This window comes from Antribacter soli (assembly GCF_021568775.1).
Taxonomy (GTDB): Bacteria; Actinomycetota; Actinomycetes; order Actinomycetales; family Cellulomonadaceae; genus Antribacter; species Antribacter soli.
Genome location: NZ_JAKGSG010000006.1, coordinates 82,700 through 101,911 on the forward strand (window position 1 = coordinate 82,700; position 19,212 = coordinate 101,911).

A 19,212-nucleotide genomic window follows, 5' to 3' on the forward strand; every position below is an offset into this window, starting at 1 on the left:
TCCCCCATCCGCAGGGAGGTGTCGGCGGCTGGTCGTAGTCTGGGCGGCATGACCACCGACGCCAGCCTCCGGTCGGGCATCGACCTCGACGCCCTCGACCCCGCCGTCCGCCCGCAGGACGACCTGTACCGCCACGTCAACGGCACGTGGATCGCCGGCCACGAGATCCCTGCGGACCGCGCCATGGACGGCGCCTTCCGCGCACTGCACGACCAGGCCGAGGAGCACGTCCGCGAGATCATCGTGGACCTGGCCGCCGGCGGCGCCGAGGCCGGCAGCACCAACGCCAAGGTCGGCGCGATGTTCGCGAGCTTCATGGACACCGAGCGCATCGAGGCGCTCGGTACCGAGCCGCTGGCCGAGGACCTCGCCCTGATCGAGGGCGCGTCGGACAAGGCGGCGCTGACGGCCGCCCTGGGGGCGCTGCAGCGCACGGGCGGCGCGCACGCCGTCGGCTTCTGGGTCGACAACGACGCGAAGGACCCCGAGCGGTACGTGGTGTACCTGGTGCAGTCGGGCCTCGGACTGCCGGACGAGGCCTACTACCGCGAGGAGCAGTACGCCCGGGTCCGGGAGAAGTACACGCCGCACGTCGCACGGATGCTGGCGTTCGCCGGTGTGACGGAGGGCGCGGAGCGCGTCGTCGCCCTGGAGACCCGCCTCGCCGAGCACCACTGGGACGTGGTGAAGCGCCGCGACGCCGACCTGACCTACAACCCGATGCCCCTGGCCGAGCTGGCCGAGAAGGCGCCGGGCTTCGACTGGGCCGCCTGGGTCGCGGCCCTCGGCGCTCCCGAGGGTGCTCTGGACGACGTCGTGGTCCGCGAGCCGGACTACGCGGTCGGCCTCGCCGGCCTGTGGGAGTCGGAGCCCCTGGAGGACTGGAAGCTCTGGCTGACCTACCACCTGGTCTCGGCCCGCGCTCCGTACCTGGCGGACGAGATCGTCGAGGCGAACTTCGACTTCTACGGCCGCACGCTCACCGGCGCGCAGGAGGTGCGCGAGCGCTGGAAGCGCGGCGTCTCCCTCGTCGAGGGCGCGCTCGGCGAGGCCGTGGGCGCCGAGTACGTGGCCCGGCACTTCCCGCCGTCCCACAAGGAGCGGATGGACCGGCTCGTCGAGGCCCTCGTGGCGGCGTACCGGGAGTCCATCGAGAGCCTCGACTGGATGACCGACGAGACGAAGGCCAAGGCGCTCGCGAAGCTCGAGCGGTTCACGCCGAAGGTCGGCTACCCGGTGAAGTGGCGCGACTACTCGGCCCTCGAGGTCGACGCGGCGGACCTGCTGGGCAACGTCCGCCGCTCCAACGCGTTCGACCAGGACCGTGAGCTGGGCAAGATCGGCAAGCCCCTCGACCGCGACGAGTGGTTCATGACGCCGCAGACGGTCAACGCCTACTACAACCCGGGCATGAACGAGATCGTCTTCCCGGCCGCGATCCTGCAGCCGCCGTTCTTCGACCCGGATGCCGACGACGCGGTGAACTTCGGCGGCATCGGCGGCGTGATCGGGCACGAGATCGGCCACGGCTTCGACGACCAGGGCTCCAAGTACGACGGCGACGGGCGCCTCGAGGACTGGTGGACGGCCGACGACCGGTCGGAGTTCGACAAGCGCACCTCCGCGCTGATCGCCCAGTACGACGCGTTCCGCCCGGTCCAGCTCGCGCAGGACGGCCCGCACGTCAACGGCAGCCTGACGATCGGCGAGAACATCGGCGACCTCGGCGGCCTGTCCATCGCGATCAAGGCCTACCGGATCGCACTGGGCGGCCCGCTGGAGGAGGCGCCGGTGATCGACGGCCTCACGGCGCTGCAGCGCGTGTTCCTCGGCTGGGCCCAGGTGTGGCAGTCGAAGGGGCGCGACGAGGAGGTCGTGCGCCGTCTGGCGACCGACCCGCACTCGCCGAACGAGTTCCGCTGCAACGGCGTCGTACGCAACGTCGACGAGTTCTACACGGCGTTCGAGGTCGGTGCGCAGGACGCGCTGTACCTCGCCCCGGAGGAGCGTGTCCGGATCTGGTGACGCCGCCCGACGGCGAACGGGTCGCCTCCCGCAGGAGGCGACCCGTTCGCATGTCCAGGCTTCTCGCCGACGTGGTCGGTCCGTCCTGACCGACCGACCACGTCGGCAGGCGTGGCGGTCAGTTGCTGTTGATGCCGGCCTTCGCGATGGTGAAGCCCCGGCCGGTGGCGTCGGCGACGCACGTCATGCCGGTGTCCGCGCTGCTGCAGGTGAAGCCGTTCGCCGACGTGCTCTGGCCGTACGCCAGCTTCTGCACGTCCGCCGCGGCCACCTGGGGCTGCTTGTCCGCCGCGATGCACGGATAGCCGATGTTGCCCTGCGCGTCCACCGTCGCGACGTAGCCGACGGTGCCTGCGCAGGTGTCGACGGGCGCCGGCTGGTTGTTGAGCTTGGCGATGCCACAGCGGGCCTCGTCGGCAGTGATGTAGCAGGTGATGTTCCCGCTGGGCGCCGCGAACACGGCTGACCCTGCCGGGACCGCCCACGGCTCGCCGGCCTCCGGTCCGCCCGTGGCAGGGGCTGTGCCGCCCGACGCCACGGACGTGGGGTCGGAGCCGCCAGGCGTCTCGTCGGAACTGCCGATCAGGTTGATCGCGAAGATCAGCGCGGCGACCACGAGGACCACGTCGATCGCGATGAACGCGATCCAGCCCGGGGTGAGCTTGCGGCGCGCCGGGGCGGGAGCGTAGCCCTGCTGGTACCCGGCCGCCGGCTCCGCGGCGTACTGCCCTGAGTACTGCGGGTCGTACGGCTGCGGCGCGTAACCCGGCTGCGGCGCGTACTGGGCCGGGGGGTACTGGGAGGGCGCAGGCGCATAGCCGCCCTGCTCGGGGAAGTACTGCTGCAGGCTCGCGTCCTCGTACGACTGCTGAGGCTGCGGCTGGGCATGGTTGTGGAGGGACTGCACCACCGGCTGGCCCGGACGGGCGGGCGCCGGCGTGACGGCCTGGGAGAACTGAGAGGCGGGCGAGATCGCCGGGGGCATCCGCGTCGCGGCCGAGACGCGCTGCACGGGCGCCATGGGCTGAGACGGCCCCGTGGGCTGGGACGCCATCGGCGGCTGAGGCGGTACCGGAGGCTGCCCGGAGGGCGGCGTCGCGGGCTGCCCGGCAGCCTGGACGGGCGCGACAGGCTCCGCGTCCGGCGGCTGTGGCACGGGCGCGTGCACGGTCGGCTGCGCCTGCGTCCGCTGCGCCGGCTCCTGCGCCGGGGTCGGCGACGTGGGCTCACGGGGTTCCTCGCCGGGTGCCCCGTCGTACGGGTACGCGGGCCTGCCAGGTGCGGCCCCTGGCGGAGGCGGCGGTGGCACTGCGCCGGACATCTCGACTCCTCGCTCCTCGGGTCTGGCTCGGGTCCGCCCGCGGCGCGCCCAAGGCCATCGGGCAGGATGTCACGTCGGACGGGGACTGGTCGAACCAGGATCGGATCTTTTCCATCGCATCCGGGACGAACTGGTCACCGGCGAGCACGAATCGACCACGTGGGCCCAACGTTACCGGTACGGCCTGACAGAGCCGTAGAGGCCTGGGGAAAAGCCGAGGGGAGCGTCGGAGTCGCGTGGCATGATCGACCCTGGTTTCACAGGGGGCGCCTGGCGCCCGTGACGAGTGGAGGGTCCGTGCCCGGAGAGAACCTGACGCGCGCAGAGGCGATCGAGCGCGCCGGTGTCGTGTCCGTCGAGTCGTACGAGATCGCGCTGGACCTGACGACGGGTCCGACGACGTTCGCATCCACCACGACCGTCCGCTTCGCGGCGACCGAGGGCGCCGCCACGTTCATCGACCTGGTGGCACCGTCGCTGCGGTCCGTCGTCCTGAACGGGCGCGAGCTCGACCCGGCCGAGGTGTTCGCCGACTCGCGGATCACGCTCGACGGCCTGGCCGCCTCCAACGAGCTGGTCGTCGTCGCCGACTGCGCGTACACGAACACGGGCGAGGGCCTGCACCGCTTCGTCGACCCCGTCGACGGCGAGGTGTACCTCTACACGCAGTTCGAGGTCCCGGACTCACGCCGGGTGTTCGCGGTCTTCGAGCAGCCCGACCTCAAGGCGACGTTCCAGTTCACGGTGACCGCGCCCGCCGCGTGGGAGGTCGTGAGCAACGAGCCGACGCCGGAGCCCGCCTCCGCGACCCACGCGAGCGACCCGGCGGTGGGGGCAGCGACCTGGACGTTCACGCCCACGCCCCGCATCTCCTCGTACATCACGGCGCTCGTCGCCGGCCCGTACTCCGTGGAGCGGTCGTCCCTGACGTCGTCCGACGGGCGGGAGATCCCGCTCGGCGCGTTCGCGCGCAAGTCGCTCGCCAAGCACCTCGACGCCGGGTACATCTTCGAGAAGACCCGCCAGGGTTTCGAGTTCTTCGAGTCGACGTTCGGCGTGCCGTACCCGTTCACCAAGTACGACCAGCTCTTCGTGCCCGAGTACAACATGGGCGCCATGGAGAACGCGGGCTGCGTGACGTTCACGGAGTCGTACGTCTTCCGCTCCAAGGTGACCGACGCCGTGCGGGAGCGCCGCGTCGTGACGATCCTGCACGAGCTCGCGCACATGTGGTTCGGCGACCTCGTCACGATGAAGTGGTGGAACGACCTGTGGCTGAACGAGTCGTTCGCGGAGTACGCGTCGACGCTCGCCACCGCCGAGGCGACCGAGTGGGACGCCGCCTGGACGACGTTCGCCGCCATGGAGAAGGCCTGGGCCTACCGCCAGGACCAGCTGCCCTCCACGCACCCGATCGTCGCGTCGATCAACGACCTCGAGGACGTGCAGGTCAACTTCGACGGCATCACGTACGCCAAGGGCGCCTCCGTGCTCAAGCAGCTCGCCGCCTGGGTCGGCCGCGAGCCGTTCGTCGCCGGCGTCTCCGCGTACTTCCGCAAGCACGCGTGGGGCAACACCGAGCTGTCCGACCTGCTCTCCGAGCTCGAGGTCACGAGCGGCCGCGACCTGTCGGCGTGGTCCGCCCTGTGGCTCGAGACGGCCGGCGTGAACACCCTGCGTCCCGAGATCGAGACCGACGTGCACGGCCGCATCACCTCGTTCACGGTGCTGCAGACCGCGCCCGCCGAGTGGCCGACCCTGCGCCCGCACCGCCTCGCCATCGGCTTCTACTCTCTCGACGGTGACGCGCTCGTACGGACCTACCGCGTCGAGGTCGACGTGGACGGCGCGCGCACGGAGGTCAAGGAGCTCTGCGAGCTCGACCGACCCGCGCTCGTCCTCATCAACGACGACGACCTGGCGTACGCGAAGATCCGGCTCGACGCCGAGTCGCTCCCGGTCGCCCTGGAGCACCTCGCGAGCATCGCGAACCCGCTGGCCCGCTCCCTCGTGTGGGGCTCCGTCTGGGACGCGGTGCGCGACGGCGAGACCCCGGCGTCGGACTACGTGCGCCTCGTGCTCGGGAACATCGCGACCGAGACCGAGTCGACGACGATCCGCACCACGCTCAACCAGCTCGCGCTGGCGACCAAGCAGTACGTGGCGCCCGAGCGCCGCGCCGCCACCCTCGCCGAGGTGGGCGACACGCTGTGGGCGCTCGCCGAGCAGGCGCCCGCGGGCTCCGACCTGCAGTTCCAGCTCGTGAAGTTCTTCGCGCACCTGGCGTCCACGCCCGCGCACGTCGCGGCGCTGTCCGGCCTGCTCGACGGGTCCGTCGCGCTCAGCGGCCTGGAGATCGACACCGACCTGCGCTGGGAGCTGCTCGAGGGCCTCGTGCTCAACGGCGCCGCCGGTGACGCGGAGATCGACGCCACGCTGGCCGACGACGACACGGCCACCGGCCGCCAGTCCGCCGCCCGCGCCCGGGCGACCGTGCCGACGACGGAGGCGAAGGTCGCCGCGTTCACGAAGGTCGTGGACTCCCCCGACCTGCCGAACGCGATCATCCGGCAGACGGGCCTCGGCACGGTGCACGTGAACGACCCCGCGGTGCTGGCCGGCCTCGTACAGCCCTATCTCGACGCCGTGCTGCGCGTCTGGGACGAGCGCACGTACCACATGGCCGAGGAGATCATCGAGGGCTTCTACCCGGCGCCGGTCGCCTCCGCCGAGCTGCGCGACGCGACGCAGTCCTGGCTCGACGCCCACGCGGACGCCGCTCCCGCGCTGCGCCGCCTCGTGATCGAGGCGCTGGCGGGCACGGAGCGAGCCCTGAAGGCCCAGGCCGCGGACGCCTGACGGGCCTCGGCCCCGACATTGAACGTGGCCGAAGAGGTCGGGCCCAAGCAGAGCGTGTGCCGGGGGGGGGGGGGGGGGGGGGGGGGCGGGGGGGCGCCCCGGGGGGGGGGGCGGGGGGGGCGGGGGGGGGGGGGGGGGGGTCCCCCACCCACCCCCCCGTGGGCCGCCGCCCCCGCCCTATGGGGGGGGGCGCGGAGCCGGTGGCTCCGCTCCCTCCTCCTTCGGCCGGTTCTGCTTCGCGAGGTTCAGCCGCCCGGTCCCGGGAGGTCCTCCGGGTGCGGCGCCTCGTTCATCACCGCGACGAGCGACCGCAGGCGTGCGTTGTCGAACAGCTCCTCGAGCATGACGACGGCCCCGGCCGAGTCGGCGAGCGGCACCTTCCAGTTCGGGTACTCGGTGTCGGTGCCCGGCTGGTTCTGGGCGCGGCGCTCCCCCACCGCGTCGGTCAGGTGCACGCCGACGAGCGCGGCCGGGGTGTCCTTGAGGTAGCGGTGCAGCCCCTCGACGAGCTCGCGCTCGGACGGGTCGAACGTCGTCAGGCCCCGCCTGGAGAGCGCGTCGACGAGCGACTCTCGCTCCGCCCGGGCCTTCGCCCGCAGCACCTGCGGGTCCGCGGTGAGCAGCCCGAGGCGTTCGCGCAGGTCCACGTGCTCCCCCGCGAGGTACCCGGCGGTGGGCGGCAGGTCGTGCGTCGTCACGGTTGCGAGCGCCAGGTGCCGGAAGGACGAGGGGTCACGCGGCGTTCCGTCGTCGGACCGCTCGAAAAGGAGGACCGACGTCCCGAGGATGCCGCGGGACGCGAGGTACTCGCGGACCCACGGATCGAAGGTGCCCAGGTCCTCCCCGATGATGATGGCGCCGGCGCGATGCGCCTCGAGGCACAGGATGCCGATGAGGGCCTCGTGGTCGTAGGTGACGTACGCGCCGGCGGACGCGCGGGCGCCGCCCGGGATCCACCACAGCCGGAACAGCCCGAGGACGTGGTCGACGCGCAGGGCGCCCGTGTGGCGCAAGACGGTGCGGAGCATGTCGCGGTAGGGCGCGTAACCGGCCCGCGCGAGCGCGCCGGGGTTCCACGGCGGCTGCGACCAGTTCTGTCCCTGCTGGTTGTACATGTCGGGCGGGGCGCCCACGGAGACACCACGGGCGAGGACGGCGGCCTGCGCCCACGCGTCGGCGCCCTCCGGGTGCACGCCGACCGCCAGGTCCTTCACGAGGCCGATCCGCATGCCCGCCTCGCGGCCGATGCGCTGGGCGGCCTTCAGCTGCTCGTCGGCGACCCACTGGAGCCAGATGAAGAACTGCACACGTTCGGCGAGGGACCGGCGCAGCACGCCCACGGCGGGCGACGTCGGGTCGGCGAGCTCCGGCGGCCAGTTCCGGCCGTTCAGGTGCTCCGCGATCGCGCACCACGTCGCGAAGTCGACCAGGCCGCGGCCCTGTTCCAGCACGAACTCGTCGAGCGCGGTCTGTCGCGATGCCGAGCGGGGCGCGGTGAACACCACCTCGAGCGCCGCCCTCTTCGCCTCCCACACCGCGTCGCGGTCGATCGGACCGGGGTCCGTCGAGAGCTCGCGGACCGGCTCGGCGGCCCACTCCACGAGGGACCGGTCCGCGGCGGAGAGGTAGGCCGTCTCGCGGATGTCCTCCACCCGGATGTACAGCGGGCTCAGGAAGCGGCGCGACACCGGCAGGTACGGGCTCGGCGTCAGCGGCACCACCGGTTCGCTCGCGTGCAGCGGGTTCACCGCCACGAAGTCCGCGCCGCCGTTGTGAGCGGTCAGCCACGCAAGGTCGGCGAGGTCGGCGAGGTCACCCAGCCCCCACGAGTCGCGCGACCGCACGGAGTAGAGCTGGACCAGGAAGCCCCAGGCCTGGCGCCCGGCCACCTCCGGCGGCAGCTCGAGGCGCTGCGGCGTCACGACGAGGGTGGCCCTCGCCTCCAGCGAGTCGCACCGGGCGTGCAGGGTGTGCCAGCCGAGCGGCAGGTCCTCCGGAAGCGTGACGACGGCGCGCTCGAGCGTGCGGGAATCCACGGTGCGGGTCTCGGCCGGCACGTCGGCCCGAGCCAGGGCGCGACGCTCGCGCTCTCCGTGGAGGGTGCCCGCCGCCGTCACGCGCCAGGGCGTGGCTGTCGGCGACAGCGCGCCGTCGGCTGGCTCGAGCTCCACCCAGGCGTCGAACGGGGCGCCCTCCGGGACGTGCACCGACACCTGCTGCTCGACGCCGTGGCGCGCCACGACCGTCGGCGGCAGGACCGTGCGCCACACGTCGTCCCGGGACCGCTCCAGGCTGCCCTCGACCGCCTGAGGGGTCGAAGCGGGCACGCCGAGCGCTTCCAGCACCGCGACGAGGGTCGTGGCACGCACCTGCTGAGCGACGCCGTAGTGGTCGGTGTACCCGGTCAGCACCCCGTGCGCGGCGGCCAGGTCCAGCAGCTCGCCGGGCACGCCCGCGCCGGCGGCTGCACCCTCGGCCAGGCCGGGCCCGCCGGCCGGGGGTGTCGTCGTCTCGTCGCTCACAGGAAAGATCCTGCCATCCCAAGAGCCCGAAGCCGCGGAACCCGGTCCGCGCCCCTCACTGCACGCCCGGCACCTCGACGACGGACGACGCGACGATCCCGGACGCCAGGAGCTCGGCGTGGGCCGCGCTGCGCAGCGCGCGCTCGATCTCCCACTGCTTCGCGGGCCGCGTCTGCACGTGGAGGGTGAAGGTCACCGCGGCAGTGTCGACCGCGTCGATCCCCCGCACCGACGGCGCCTCCAGGAGGAACTCGGCGAGCCGGGGGTCGGTACGCACGCGGTCCGCCGCCCGGCCGAGGGCCGTGCGCACGGCGTCGACGTCCGACCCGACCGGCACCTGCACCGACGCCAGGGCGCGGCTCCACTCCTGCGTGCGGTTCCCGGCGCGCACGATCTCGCCGTTGCGGACGTACCAGAGCGTGCCGTCGAAGGCCCGCACCTGCGTCAGCCGCAGGCCCAGCTCCTGCACCGTGCCGACGACGCCGCCGCCGAGGTCCACGTTGTCACCCACGCCGAACTGGTCCTCGACGAGGAGGAACAGCCCGGAGATCACGTCCTTGACGAGGGCCTGCGCGCCGAAGCCGACCGCGATGCCCACCACGCCCAGCGACGCGAGGATCGGGGCGTAGTTCACCTCCAGCTCGCCCAGGATCATCAGCACCATCAGCGCGCCGATCACGACGTTCGCCGTCGAGCGCAGGACCGAGCCGACCGTGCGGGCGCGCTGGGCGCGCCGCTGCGTCGTGAGCGGGTTGGCCATCGCGAAGGCGTCGGCCATGAACTGCGGCGTGAACCCCTTGCGAGGGCGAGGGCGAGGGCGAGGGCGGCCCGCCCCCGGGCCCCCGGGGAGGGTGCCGGGCGCTGCGACAGGGTTCGCCGCCACCTGGGCCGCGGCCCCCGGGTCCGTCGACCCGCCCGGCCCTGCCGCGTGCTCGCCGTACCGGGCCGGCCTCGGAATACCGGCAGCGATCCGCTCGGCGACGTGCGAGATCACCCGGCGCACCACGGCGAGCAGGATGAACCCGAAGACGAGGATGAGGATGATCCGGAGCGGGGTGTCGAGGAACCACTGCCAGAAGTCCTCGGCACTCTCGAAGAACTGCATGGCGAAGGAAGACATCACGTCACACCACGCTACCGGGGGCGGCGGCGTGGTACGTGCAGGTCAGGCCACCTTCACAATCCCCGCAAGAGTTCCGGGGAATCGGGTCTCACGACGCGCGCAGGACGTCCATCTCGGCGGCGAGGTTGTCAGCCTCCGGACCCACGATCACCTGGACCACGCGACCGGACCGCACCACGCCGAACGCGCCGGACGACTTCAGCCCGGGCTCGTCCACCAGCGCCGGGTCGCTCACCTCGACGCGCAGACGGGTGATGCACGGCTCCAGGTCGACGACGTTCGATGTGCCGCCGAGGGCCGCGAGGATCTGGTTCGCCTTGGTCATGTGCCATCTCCGATCCGTGCGTCTTTGCAGGTCTGCCACCACCCTATCGGTGCGCGCAAGGGGTCTGGCACGTAGCCGGGGTCACAACCCTGAGCGGCCTGCACGCGACCGAGTGTCACATGCGAGTGGGAAGATGTCCCGGTGACAGATTCGTTCTACGAGGCCGTCGGCGGGCACGAGACCTTCGTCCGGCTCGTCGACGCGTTCTACGACGGGGTGGCCGGAGACCCGGTCCTGCGCCCGATGTATCCCGAGGAGGACCTGGGCCCCGCCAAGGAGCGCCTGACCCTCTTCCTCGAGCAGTACTGGGGCGGGCCGGGCACCTACTCGGAGCAGCGCGGGCACCCCCGGCTGCGGATGCGCCACGCACCGTTCAAGGTGAACCCCGACGCGCGTGACCGCTGGCTCACGCACATGCGCGCCGCGGTCAGCACCCTCGGGCTCGCCCCGCTGAACGAGGCGCAGCTCTGGGACTACCTGGAGCGCGCGGCGTTCTCCATGATCAACACGTTCGAGGAATGATCCGTAGCGAAGCGGAGGGTGAGGGCCGAGGAACGGGGCACCCGCCCGAAGCGGAGCGCAGGATCATCCCGACCAGAACCTTCGAGGAATGACGAAGCCTTGGACCGACCTGCCGAGAACCTGACCGAAGCCCCCGCCGGTGCGCCGCTGGGCGTCACGACGCCGTCGGGCAGCGAGCCCGACGCGCTCGACGACCTCCTGACGGTCCTCGACCTGCGCCACCTCGAGGGCTGGGGCCCCCGTGGCGAGGACGACGCGTTCCGCGGCGACAGCGTGCCCGGCATCGCCCGGCGCGTCTACGGCGGGCAGGTGCTGGCCCAGGCGATCGTCGCCGCAGGCCGCACGGTGCCCGAGGGTCGCAACATCCACTCCCTGCACGGCTACTTCCTGCGGGAGGGGTCGCTGGAGGTGCCGATCGACTTCGCCGTCGAACGGTTGCGTGACGGCCGGTCGTTCAGCGCGCGCCGCACGCACGCCTCCCAGTTCGGCAAGCCGATCCTGTCGATGATCGCGTCGTTCCAGGAGGAGCAGGGCGGCTTCGAGCACACGTCCCCGATGCCCGACGACGTCCCGCCGCCCTCGGAGGTCCGCTCCGCCTTCGAGGAGCTCGCCGGCATCGACCACCCCGCGGCGAAGTTCTGGACGGACGCCTCGGCGTTCGAGCTGCGCCACGTCGGGGGGTCGCTGTATCTCGGGCCCGACGCCGCCGTGCGGGACGGCCGGCCCGCCCCCGACACGCAGATGGTGTGGATGCGCTCGCGGCGCCCGCTCGCGAGCGACGACCAGCTCCTGCACCGCGCCCTGCTCGCGTACGCGTGCGACCAGCTCATGCTCGAGCCCGCCCTGCGCGTCGCCGGGAAGTCGTGGATGGACGTGGGCGGGACGGTGCCCATGGCGAGCCTCGACCACGCGATGTGGTGGCACCGCGACGTGCGCGTCGACGAGTGGCTGCTCTACGTGCAGGGCTCGGCGTCCGCGCAGGGCGGCCGAGCGCTCGGACACACGCGGGTCTTCCGCGAGGACGGCACGCTGGTCGCGTCGATCGCGCAGGAAGGCATGATCCGCCTTCCCGCCTGACCGCCGCTGCGTGGAAGAGGGTCCTCGCGGGTCCGCCGGGACGGCGGACCGCCCCGCCGGCTCAGCGCCGACGGAACTTCGGCGGCTCCCCGACGAACCCCTCCCACGCGGCCCGCTCCTCGGACGAGATGCGGCGCGGGTTCCCCGTCTCGGCGTCGACCAGGACGATCGTCGTGACCGCCCGCGCGTACGGCTCACCGCCGGTCGCGGGGGCGACCCGGTCGAAGCGGTGCCCGCCGTCGTGCACCTCGTAGCAGACGTCCAGGCTCGCCCCGCCGATGTGGCCGATCCACATCTCGACCCGCACGGGCGTGCGCGTGTACGCGAGCGGCCGCAGGTACTCGATCTCCTGCCGTGCGACGAACGTGTGGCTCGGCGCGCCCGGCCCCGTCGCGATGACGGCCGTGGGCCAGGGCTCCTCCGCGTCCTCGTGGTGCCAGAACGCGGTGATGCGGGCCTCCTGGAGGAGCCCGAGCATCTCGACGTTGTTGACGTGCTGGTACGCGTCCAGGTCGGACCAGCGCAGGGAGACGGGGATGTGCAGACGCATGCGACCATCTTCGCCCACCGGCGGGCCTGGCCCGGTCGTTCGGCCCGACGCCGGTCGCTCGGCCCGACGCCGGTCGCTCGGCCGGGTGCTCGCCTAATCGTTACGGGTCGGGAGCCGGGGCGCGCCACCGTGCTACGGTCCGCGTCTGATTCGTCCGGTTATTTGTCCGGTTCCGACGGTGGGAGGAAACGATGCGCCGCATCGTCGCGGGTGTGGTCCTGGTGGTGCTGGCCCTGCCGATCAGCGTGGCGGGTTGCGCCCCTGGCTCACAGGGCGGTCCGAGCGCCGCGAGCGCCACGGCGAGCCCGGCCGAGCTGACCCAGGCGGAGGCGGGCGAGCGGTACGTGGAGATGGTGCGCCCGTACAACGAGGTGCTCGAGCAGCTCGAGACGGCGATCAACGAGGGCCGTCCGCTCGACGAGCAGACCGGGCTCGCCGCCGCGACGGCGGGAGCTCTCCGCGCGGAGATCGACGGCTTGCGGGCCACCACCTGGCCGGCCGACGTGCAGCCGCACGCCGACGCTCTCGCCGACGCCTCCGAGCAGGCGGTCCCGCTGTGGGAGGAGGCGAGCCGCGCCACCACGCAGGACACGCTCGTCGCCGCGGTACAGGCGGCGACCGCACCTGGCGGTGACGAGGCCGCGACCATCCGAGAGCTGCTCGCCCTGGACGCCTACGACGAGTCGGACTACTGACCCGGACCGGTCAGCGCGCCGCGGCCGAGGCCGCCTTGCGGCACCGCTCCAGCGCGGCGAGCTCCTCGCCGACGGGTTGCCGCACGAGCCGGTCTGCGACTCCCGCCACGGACTCGCGCAGCCGACGTCGGGCCACAGCGGCGCGGCGGCGAGCCCCGACCGCCGCGAACAGGCGGGACACGAGCGCGACGAGCACCCCGAGCACGAGCCCGCCGAGCACCATGAGCGTGGGCCACGGCACCTGGAACGGGTCCACCGCCTCGCCGGGACCGGACGAGGGCGGCGTCCAGCCGGGAAACACGACGTCCTCGCCACCGGTCCACATCGGCGGCGTCCACACCGGGGTGGGCAGGGAGGGGAGCTGCAGGTACGCGAACAGGAACAGCGCCGTGAGCCACAGGAGCCCGGCGACGACGACGGTCACGAGCGCCCACTGCAGGACGTTCACGGCCTGCCACCACCAGGGCCTGCGCACGGTCTCGAGCCACGTGAGCGCGACGGCATGGTCGAGGGCACCGGGCAGCTCGTCGATCCCGTCCTGCGCGCGGGACCGCGCGGCGAGCACCCAGGAGTCGGCGACGCCGTCGGTCATCTCCTCGACGTAGCGACGCACCGCGGACGACGCAGCGGACCGCACCGCCGGCCGGGGAGCCGGCAGCGACGTGCGGACGAGGTCGGGTCTGTCCGCGGGCACGCGACGGTCGGCGGCACGCAGGCCGAGCCGGCGCAGCGGGTCGCGCCGCAGGCCCGCGACCCAGCGGGTCAGGGGCCACCCGGTCGCCGCGTGCGCGTCCCGCTTCGCCGACTCCCGCACCGCGCTGACCACGGTAGGCACGCCGGCCGCGTCCTCCAGGGCGGCCAGCAGCGCGGTCTGCGCGCGGTCGCCGGCGTGCTGCGGGGGCGGCGCCCCGCAGGCGTCGACGATCCGCGCGGCGACAGACCGCTCGTCAGCGCCGAGCCGCGCGTTCGCGGCCTCCCGCTTCGCCGCCGCCTGGGCCAGCAGACCGTGCAGCGCGTCGACCCCCTGCCCCGTCCGGGCCGACAGCGCCATCACGCGCGCCCCGGCGAGCCCGTCGTCGGCGAGGAGCCGCCGCAGGTCGGCGAGCATCGCCTCGGTCTCGTCGGACGCGAGCCTGTCCACCTGGTTGAGCGCCACGACGACCACGTCCGCGCGGCCCGCGAGCGGCCGCAGGAAGCCCTCGTGCAGGGCTGCGTCCGCGTACTTCTGCGGGTCGACCACCCACACCAGCAGGTCCGCCCGCGCCACCAGCCGCTCGGCCCGCACCCGGTGGTCGGTCATGACGGAGTCGTGGTCGGGCAGGTCCAGCAGCACCAGTCCCGACACGTCGCCCGCGGGCGTCCTGCGGCGGAAGAGCCCGCGCAGGCCTTTGCCCACGCTGCCCGACGCCGGCCGGTCACCCGGGTGCACCCCGTCGCCCGGGTCGTCACCGGCCGCAGCAGAACCCGGCGAGGCAGAACGTGCCGGAGCAGTGCCGGACGCGGCCGGCTCGGCCTCGGCGAGGTCCCCGCCCGCCATCAGGTGACGGCGTGGCACGTCGAGCCAGTCCAGCAGCGGGTCGGCGCCATCGCCCCAGACCGCGGCGAGCGCGTGCGACGTCGTCGGACGGCGGACCCCCGGGACGGCGATGTCCTGGCCGGCGACGGCGTTGAACACCGACGACTTGCCCGACCCGGTCGCCCCCGCCAGGGCAACCACCGTGTGCTCGGCGGACAGCCCGCCGCGCTCCCGGGCGCGGTTGATCACGGCGCGCGCGTCGTCGACGAGCGCCTGCGCGAGCCGGCCCTCTGCCTCGCTCGCTGCGGTCTCCAGGGCGGAGGTTCGGTCGACGAGGTCGAGCCGGCTCACCGGGCGTCCTCCGGGCCGGAGAAGAGGCCGAGCAGGCGCGCCCAGAAGCCCGGGCGGCGGCCACCCTCGGCCATCCCCACGGCCGCCTCGCCCCGCCCGACCGGCACGGCCCCCGCTCCCGGCCGGTGCGGACGCCCACCGCCAGACCCCACGCCGCGCAGCGGCCGGGCGAGGACACCGGGCTGCCCACCGTCGTCGGACGGGACGAGGCGCCCGGCACGCTCGAGCCGGGCCGCCACCTCGACCTCCGCGGCGGCGGCGCGCAGGCCGGGGCCGCCGGCGTCGGCGGAACCGAGGGCGTCGAGCTGGGCGGTGTAGCGCGCGGCCTGCCCGTCCATGACCGCCTGGACGCGTACCCGCAGCCGCTCGCGCGCCTGGACCGCGAGACGCCGCACGGCGTCCTCGCCGAACACCGCCTCGAGGAGGCGCTGCGCCAGCACGGCCGTGCCGCCCGCGATGCCGACCTCCACGCCGGTCAGGCCGCCCGTCGACGCGAAGACGAAGACCATCAGCGCCACGCCGAGCCCGTTGACGCCCAGCGAGAGGGCACGCGCCGTGCCGCGCTTGGCGGCGCCCTGGTCACGCACGAGCTCGAGGATGTCGCCCTGCCAGCCGCGGATCTGCTCGCCGACCTGACCGCGCAGCGACGCCGGGGCCCGCGACAGGCCGAGCCCCTCGAGCAGCGGCTCGCCCGCGGCGTCGCCGCGCCACGCCTGGTAGGAGCGCTCGGCGGCCTCCTCGGCCGCGTCCAGCACGACGGACTCGAGGCCGTGCGCGATCGCCTGCTCCACCTGCGGTGCCTGGCGCGGCTTGCCGCGGAAGAACGCGCCGATCGCATCGCGGACCTTTCCGACGCCCTCTTCGACGGCGCGGAAGAACTCGCCCGTGCCGACGAAGTCCTGCCAGCGTGCGAGGACCTCACCGCGCAGCAGAGCGCCGTCCGACGTCGCGGCGGTCACGTGGGCGACGGCATCCTCGTAGGCGCGCGTCACGCTGTGCCGCAGGCGGGCGTCGGCGGTCTCCTGGGCGTCCGCGGCGTCGGCCAGGGCGAGCGCCCGGTCCACGAGCGAGTCCACCACCCCGTCGCGGGTGGCGGCGATGACCCGGTCGCGCGCCCCGGGGTCGCCGCCGAGGCCGGTCAGCCACGTGGAGATCTCCGCGACCGCGCGTTCCGGCAGGTAGCCGTCCTCCAGCGCGGTCTCCGGGACCACGAACAGCGGTGAGTCGCCCAGACCCTGCTCCGCCATCATGGCGCGCAGGTCGTCCGCGGTGGCCTCCGCGCCGGGGTCGACGCGGTCGAGCACCATCGCGACCTGCGCCTTGCGGGCCGACGCCTGCTTCAGCAGGTCCCACGGCACCGCGTCCGCGTAGCGGGCCGCCGTCGTGACGAACAGCCACAGGTCCGCCGCGCCGAGAAGCTGGGCGGCAAGCTCACGGTTCGAGGTCTCCACCGAGTCGATGTCGGGTGCGTCGAGGAGGGCCAGACCCTGCGGCAGGGCCTCGCTCGGGGTGAGACGGAGCGTCCGCGTCGGGGCGTCCGGGTCGGCGACGCCCGCTGTGCCCGGCCGGGACGCCCCGCCCGCGATGCCTGCCACGATCGACCCGTGCCCGCCGGTGGTCGACACGCGCGCAAGTCCGGGCAGCACCCGGTCGGTGGAGAACCACCGCTCGTCCAGCGGGTTGTGCACGAGCACCGGGGCGCGCGTGGTCGGGCGCAGGACGCCGGGGCGGCTGACCCGCTCCCCCAGGACCGAGTTGACGAGGGTCGACTTGCCGGCGCCGGTCGAACCGCCGACCACGACCAGCAGCGGCGCGCGGTGGGCGCGCAGGCGCGGGAGCAGGTAGTCGTCGAGCTGGTCGATCGCGCGCCGCAGGTCGGTGCGGGCTGCCCCGGCGCCCGGCGCCTCCAGCGGCAGCCGCAGCGCGCCGAGGCGCGCCCGCAAGGTGTCCAGGGCGTCGACCAGCCCGTCCGCGGGCAGGCCGCTCCCCGGAGCGACAGTCGACCGCACCGCCTGGTCTGCCCCGTCGTCGGGCGAACCGGCGGCGGGAGGCGAGCCTGCGTCGTCGGGCAACGTCATGGCGCACAGTCTGCCGCAGCGGCACAGGTCAGGCTCGGTGATGCCGCGCGGACGGGTCGGCTCAGCCGCCGAGCCGACGGCGGAGCCAGTCGACGCAGACGTGCGCGTGGGCGCGCTGGGCGGGCCGGTGGTGCGGCAGCCCCGGTGGGGGCGGCTGGCTCGACTGGTGCACGAGATACCCCGCGATCGCCGCGAGATAGGCGTTCACGGCGTCCGGCTCGGTGCCCGCGGGGAACGGGTGCCTCTCGAGGACGCGCTCCGGCGGCGGGCCGCCCTCGATCTGTAGCGACGGGAGCATCATCACCTGGTCGAGGAAGGGCGCGCCGCGCACTCCGTGTATCCAGTCGACGACGAGCCCGTCGCTCCCGCCAGGTCGCGGGTCGAGAAGGACGGTGTCGCGGCGCAGCGTGCCGTGCACGAGGCGGTCGCCCCGCGTCGCGTCGCCCACCTGCACGGCGAGCGAGTCGAGCAGCGCGTAGCGTTCGGCGATCCAGGGCGTGAAGCCGGGCGGCCCGTCCGCGTGCTCCTCGGCCACCCGCGCCCACACGTCCCCCTGGAAGTACGCCGCCACATCGCGGAACGGCTCGTGGGCGGGCGCGCGGGTCTCGCTGATCCGCCGCGCGAGCCGGACGGCCGACGCGATGTCGTCCGCTTCCCACGGGTCGGCCGGCCTCCGCAGCAGGCGCATGGAGTACGCCGCGACCGTCCACGAGCCGGAGCCCTCGAACTCCTCGTCGATCAGCCACAGGAGCTGCGGTGCCGGCGCGCCCTCGGGCAGGTGAGCCGTCACCTCCGCCTCCGAGCGGAACCCGTAGTTCGTCAGCGGGTCCGGGGCGTGGTACGCCTTGACATAGGCCTGGCCCTCGGTCGTCTGCAGGTGCATCGCATAGCCGGGCATCATGCCGTGGTCGTAGCTCGTCCACGCGATGACGCGGCCGCCGAGGTTCTCCGTGATACGCGCGCGCACGACCGGCGGCAGGTCGGCCCAGCCCGGCCGCGGCTGTGCGTTCATGCTTGCATGATGACTGAACCGGGAGACACCGGGCAAACCACCCCGCCCTCTCGGTAGCCGGGACCTCGGGGGCCTTCCGGTTCCGGCGCGCCGAGTTCACCCCCTTCGCGCGGCCAGGCGCTGACGCAACCACGGGATGCACGCCTCGGCCTGGGCGCGCTGGAACGCCCGCACATGCGGGATCCCGGGCGGCGGCGGCTCGACCGACCTCGCCACGAAGTACGCCGTCAGCACCGCCACCCAGCAGGTGAGCGCCTCCGGGTCGGTGCCCGCGGGGAGCGGGTGGCGCGCGAGCACCTCCTCCGGCGCCGGGCCGCCCTCCACCTGGACCGCGGGCAGCATGCCGGTCTGGTCCAGGAACGCTGCCCCGCGCACGGCGTTCGGCCAGTCGACGGCCACGCTGCTCGCGCCCGTGTGCGCCCCCGTGTGCGCGCCCGCGTGCGCCGCACCGGGCGCGGTGAGCAGGACGGCGTTGTCGCCGCGCAGGTCGCCGTGCACCAGGCGCGGGCCGCCGAACGCCTCCGCCTGCCGGTCGGGCGTGGTCACCCCGGCGATCCGGTCGAGGTTGGCGGCGAGCCACGGGTCGTACGTGGCGAGGCCGGCGGGCCGCTCGTCGGCGAGCCGTGCGCCGTCGCCCCAGCCCGCCCAGAACTCGGGGAAGGCCCCGCCCGCGGGGACCTCGTGCTCAGCGATCCGGCGGGCGAGGCACTGCAGCTCGGCGAGGTCGTCGGGGTCCCACGGATCGGTCCGCGGAGGGCGGCCCTCGACCGCGTCCGACGCGACGGCCACCCAGCCGCCGTCGGCCGGGATCTCGAGGTGCCAGCGGAAGCGGGGCGCCGGGACGCCCTCCGGCAGCGCGGCGGCGCGCACCGCCTCGTCGCGGTAGAAGCGCGTGGACACCTCGTGCGAGGTGGCGACCGCCTTGACGAACAGGGACCCGTCCGCCGTGCGCAGCGTGGAGGCGAGCCCCGGCGAGTAGCCGCCGTCGTGGCTGGTCCAGCCGGTGACGGTGGAGCAGAGGCGCTCCTCGATCGCCTCCCGCACCGGTTCGGGCAGCTCGGGCCAGGTGGGCCGCACGCGAGTCATGTCCGGATGCTCGCACCTCTCCCGTGCCCACCGCACGAGCATTCCCCAGGACACGGCTGTGGGGGGGGGGGGGGGGGGGGGGGGGGGGCCCCGGGCCGGGGGGCGCCCGCGGGGGGGGCGGGGGGGGGGGGGGGGGGGGGGGGGGTGGGG

Annotated in this window: 14 protein-coding genes; 5 read left to right on the top strand and 9 right to left on the bottom strand. The window is 73.9% G+C overall.

What is annotated here, in order from left to right; all coding sequences use genetic code 11:
• Nucleotides 1–48 precede the first annotated feature (48 nt).
• Nucleotides 49–2,025, top strand: a complete 1,977-nt coding sequence (locus tag L1785_RS01835; protein ID WP_236087426.1) for a M13 family metallopeptidase — start codon at nt 49–51, stop codon at nt 2,023–2,025.
• A 118-nt stretch (nt 2,026–2,143) separates the two neighbouring features.
• Here L1785_RS01835 and L1785_RS01840 read toward each other — a convergent pair whose 3' ends face one another.
• Entirely contained in the window at nt 2,144–3,346 is a 1,203-nt protein-coding gene (locus L1785_RS01840) for a hypothetical protein (RefSeq protein ID WP_236087427.1), read from the bottom strand.
• Nucleotides 3,347–3,643: 297 nt separating this feature from the next.
• Here L1785_RS01840 and pepN point away from each other — a divergent pair, with 297 nt between their 5' ends.
• Entirely contained in the window at nt 3,644–6,205 is a 2,562-nt protein-coding gene (gene pepN, locus L1785_RS01845; protein ID WP_236087428.1) for an aminopeptidase N, read from the top strand.
• Nucleotides 6,206–6,450: 245 nt separating this feature from the next.
• Here pepN and malQ read toward each other — a convergent pair whose 3' ends face one another.
• From malQ to L1785_RS01860, 3 genes are all read right to left on the bottom strand, one after another.
• Nucleotides 6,451–8,655, bottom strand: coding sequence for a 4-alpha-glucanotransferase (malQ, locus tag L1785_RS01850; RefSeq protein ID WP_372461772.1), 2,205 nt, complete (start codon nt 8,653–8,655; stop codon nt 6,451–6,453).
• 127 nt (nt 8,656–8,782) lie between these two features.
• Complete coding sequence (locus L1785_RS01855; RefSeq protein ID WP_236087440.1) at nt 8,783–9,847, bottom strand: mechanosensitive ion channel family protein; 1,065 nt, start codon at nt 9,845–9,847, stop codon at nt 8,783–8,785.
• Nucleotides 9,848–9,938: 91 nt separating this feature from the next.
• Nucleotides 9,939–10,175 (bottom strand): PTS sugar transporter subunit IIB, encoded by a 237-nt coding sequence (locus L1785_RS01860; protein WP_236087429.1) that lies wholly within the window; start codon nt 10,173–10,175, stop codon nt 9,939–9,941.
• 141 nt (nt 10,176–10,316) lie between these two features.
• Between L1785_RS01860 and L1785_RS01865 the strand changes: the two genes are divergently transcribed.
• Complete coding sequence (locus L1785_RS01865; RefSeq protein WP_236087430.1) at nt 10,317–10,697, top strand: globin; 381 nt, start codon at nt 10,317–10,319, stop codon at nt 10,695–10,697.
• 147 nt (nt 10,698–10,844) lie between these two features.
• Nucleotides 10,845–11,774 carry an acyl-CoA thioesterase gene (locus L1785_RS01870; RefSeq protein ID WP_372461773.1) on the top strand — a complete coding sequence of 310 codons (930 nt, stop codon included), beginning with the start codon at nt 10,845–10,847 and terminating at the stop codon, nt 11,772–11,774.
• Nucleotides 11,775–11,835: 61 nt separating this feature from the next.
• On the opposite strand, the gene L1785_RS01875 is transcribed toward L1785_RS01870, so the two are convergent.
• Entirely contained in the window at nt 11,836–12,324 is a 489-nt protein-coding gene (locus L1785_RS01875; protein ID WP_236087431.1) for an acyl-CoA thioesterase, read from the bottom strand.
• A gap of 191 nt (nt 12,325–12,515) precedes the next feature.
• Here L1785_RS01875 and L1785_RS01880 point away from each other — a divergent pair, with 191 nt between their 5' ends.
• On the top strand, nt 12,516–13,019 hold the full coding sequence (locus L1785_RS01880) for a hypothetical protein (RefSeq protein ID WP_236087432.1): 504 nt from the start codon (nt 12,516–12,518) through the stop codon (nt 13,017–13,019).
• Nucleotides 13,020–13,029: 10 nt separating this feature from the next.
• On the opposite strand, the gene L1785_RS01885 is transcribed toward L1785_RS01880, so the two are convergent.
• The 4 genes from L1785_RS01885 to L1785_RS01900 all read right to left on the bottom strand — a co-directional run bounded on the left by L1785_RS01885 (nt 13,030) and on the right by L1785_RS01900 (nt 19,062).
• The gene (locus L1785_RS01885) at nt 13,030–14,886 is read right to left on the bottom strand and encodes a GTPase family protein (RefSeq protein WP_236087433.1); all 1,857 of its coding nucleotides are present in this window, start codon (nt 14,884–14,886) and stop codon (nt 13,030–13,032) included.
• Nucleotides 14,883–16,964, bottom strand: a complete 2,082-nt coding sequence (locus L1785_RS01890; RefSeq protein WP_236087434.1) for a dynamin family protein — start codon at nt 16,962–16,964, stop codon at nt 14,883–14,885. Before L1785_RS01890 ends, L1785_RS01885 begins: the two co-directional genes overlap by 4 nt.
• Nucleotides 16,965–17,025: 61 nt before the next feature.
• Complete coding sequence (locus L1785_RS01895; RefSeq protein ID WP_236087435.1) at nt 17,026–17,976, bottom strand: aminoglycoside phosphotransferase family protein; 951 nt, start codon at nt 17,974–17,976, stop codon at nt 17,026–17,028.
• Between the two features lie 96 nt (nt 17,977–18,072).
• Nucleotides 18,073–19,062: a phosphotransferase gene (locus L1785_RS01900; RefSeq protein ID WP_236087436.1), complete on the bottom strand. Its 990-nt coding sequence runs from the start codon at nt 19,060–19,062 to the stop codon at nt 18,073–18,075.
• Nucleotides 19,063–19,212 lie beyond the last annotated feature (150 nt).